Origin of the sequence: Luedemannella flava (assembly GCF_039528515.1) — a bacterium.
Classification (GTDB): domain Bacteria; phylum Actinomycetota; class Actinomycetes; order Mycobacteriales; family Micromonosporaceae; genus Luedemannella; species Luedemannella flava.
This window is the reverse complement of the sequence record NZ_BAAALT010000189.1, coordinates 20978-23535: the sequence shown is the minus strand read 5'-3', so window position 1 is coordinate 23535 and position 2558 is coordinate 20978. Positions and strand designations below refer to the sequence as shown.

At 73.5% G+C, this 2558-nt stretch carries 3 protein-coding genes and 1 pseudogene; 2 read left to right on the top strand and 2 right to left on the bottom strand.

Annotated elements, in window-relative coordinates; all coding sequences use genetic code 11:
• A partial coding sequence (locus ABD211_RS25120) for an RDD family protein (protein ID WP_344136803.1) occupies positions 1-680 on the top strand: 680 nt, incomplete at its 5' end.
• Complete coding sequence (hisC, locus tag ABD211_RS25115; RefSeq protein ID WP_344136800.1) at positions 677-1741, top strand: histidinol-phosphate transaminase; 1065 nt, start codon at positions 677-679, stop codon at positions 1739-1741. The genes ABD211_RS25120 and hisC, both read left to right, overlap by 4 nt.
• 4 nt (positions 1742-1745) lie before the next feature.
• Here the strand turns inward: hisC and ABD211_RS25110 are convergent, their stop codons facing one another.
• Both ABD211_RS25110 and ABD211_RS25105 read right to left on the bottom strand, forming a co-directional pair.
• Positions 1746-2171, bottom strand: a complete 426-nt coding sequence (locus ABD211_RS25110; RefSeq protein WP_344136797.1) for a DUF6941 family protein — start codon at positions 2169-2171, stop codon at positions 1746-1748.
• Positions 2172-2195: 24 nt separating this feature from the next.
• Positions 2196-2558: pseudogene (locus ABD211_RS25105) on the bottom strand (hypothetical protein); the annotation flags it as partial.

The window sequence follows — 2558 nt, the reverse complement described above, 5'->3', positions numbered from 1 at the left end:
CCTCGCCCGCCCAGGTGCCGTGGCCGCCGCGGGCCGCTACGGCCACGCTGACGCCCCCGCCGGGCTGGCCCGCGGGTTACCCGTTCCCGTTCCCGCGGTCGCTGCGGATGCCGCCGCCGGACATCCACGGGCTGCCGCTGGCCAGCGCCGGGGCGCGACTGGTCGCCCGCCTCATCGACATCGCCATCGTGCTGGGCCTCAACGTCATCGCCAACGGATACTTCGTCTACCTGTACTTCGTCGACGCGTGGCCCATGATGCAGGAGATCATCCGGGCGCAGCGGGCCGGCGAGACGATCGACGTCGCGTCCCTCTCGACGGGCCGCATGGACGCCCTGCAGTTCACCATATTGTTCGTCGGGCTGGCGGTCTGGTTCGCGTACGAGGTGCCGTTCGTGGCCGGCAGCGGCCGCACGGTCGGCAAGCGGCTCATGAAGCTGCGGGTCATGCGGCTGGAGAGCACCGAGCCGATGGGCTTCTACCGCTCGTGGCGGCGCTGGTTCCCGATGGCACTGCCCACGATGCTCTGGTACTGCTGCTTCATCGGGGTCGTCATCCAGTTCATCGACAGCCTGTTCGTGGCCATCGACCGGCCGCTGCGCCAGGCGATCCACGACAAGTACGCGCTCACCGTGGTGGTGCAGGAGCTGGGCACCCCGGCTGAGGGAGACAGGACATGAGCCGACTGACCCGCGCGGATCTCGACGCGCTCCCCGCGTACGTGCCCGGCAGGTCCGTGCCCGGGGCCATCAAGCTGGCCTCCAACGAGGTGCCGTTCGGGCCGCTGCCCGGCGTCGTCGAGGCGGTCACGGAGGCGGTCACGGGCAGCAACCGCTACCCCGACATGGGCGTGGTGGCGCTGCGCGAGACGCTGGCCGCCCGGCTCGGCGTCGACGTCGACCGCATCGCGACAGGCTGCGGGTCGGTGGCGCTCGCCGAGCACCTCGCCAAGGTGACCTGCAAGGACGGCGACGAGATCCTGTTCTCGTGGCGCTCGTTCGAGGCGTACCCGATCCTCACGGCGGTGGCCGGGGCGACCGCCGTGCGGGTGCCCAACGACGCCGGTCACGGGCACGACCTGGACGCGATGGCGGCCGCCGTTTCCGCCCGTACCCGGATGATCTTTGTCTGTAATCCCAACAACCCGACGGGGACCGCCCTGACGCGCGACGCCCTCGACCGGTTCCTCGACGCGGTCGGGCCGGACGTGCTGGTCGTCCTCGACGAGGCGTACCGGGAGTTCGTGGACGACCCGGCCGTGCCGGACGGGGTGGCCACCTACGGCGACCGGCCCAACGTCGTGGTCATGCGGACCTTCTCCAAGGCGTGGGGGCTCGCCGGGCTGCGGCTGGGCTACCTGGTCGCGGCGCCCGAGGTGGCGGCCGCGGTGCGCAAGGTCGTGACGCCGTTCTCGTCGTCCGGGGTCGCGCAGGCCGCCGGGTTGGCCGCGCTGGCCGCCGACGACGAGATGCGCCGGCGGGCGGCGCTCGTGGTGTCCGAGCGGGCCCGGGTCGCCGAGGCGCTGGGCAAGCTGCTGCCGGACGGGGTGGACGTGCCGCCGAGCCAGGCCAACTTCGTGTGGCTGCCGCTGGGCGAGCGGACGGCCGCGTTCGCCCAGGCGTGCGCGGACGCGGGGGTGATCGTGCGCGCGTTCCACCCGGAGGGCGTGCGGGTCACCATCGGCACGCCCGAGGAGAACGACACCTTCCTCGCCGCCGCGCGGACCGCGCTGACCTCGTGACCGGCTAGGCCCGGACGGTGAACGGGGCCGGCACGTCCAGGTCCGCGAACGTCAGCCGCCACTCGTAGCGGCCCGGTGCCAGCGGCAGGGGCCCGACGTTGAGGACCCAGGCCGCGTCGAGCATGCTGCCCAGCGCCAGGCCGGCGGGCCGGCCGACCTCGATGACGCCGTCGCCCCGGACGGGCACCACGTCGCCGTGCGGCTCGGTCACGAGCACCGCCCGGCCGTCCTGGTTGAACAGCTGGATCGTGAGCGGCAGCGGCATGTTCGCCCGGTCCCAGGGGACCTTGAGCAGCACGGCGACCGCCTGCGGGCTCGTCGGGGTCCCGGTCACCGACCAGCCGGCACCCAGCATGTGGACCTTCCCGGACGGGTCGGCGACCGCCGCGTCGCAGAGGATGACCTGAGCCAGTACGGGGTTCGCGTCCACGCCACCCATCATGACGGAGGCCGGCTACGGATTCCGGGAGCAGCCGCCGTACCGGCTCGACCAGGCGGGCAGCGCCGACGGCGGGTAGAGCTGGACCAGCGCCACCGGTCGCAGGCTCCAGTAGTAGCCGTTGTCGCCGGTCGTCTCCGGCTTGCCGGTGAGCCGCTCGACGGCGAGGAAGCCGCCGTCGTCCGTCGCGTACGCCCGGCCGATCCGCCAGGGCCTGTCGCTCGGGCCGACGGCGCAGCCCACGGCGGCGCGGGCGCCGGTGGCCGGGTCGAGCCGGGCGACCACCCGGTCGTCGGTGATGACGTACACGCCGGCGGCGTTCGCGGCGACGAACTGGCCCGCGCCGGGGACCGACCAGGCCGGCTCGCCGGTGGCCAG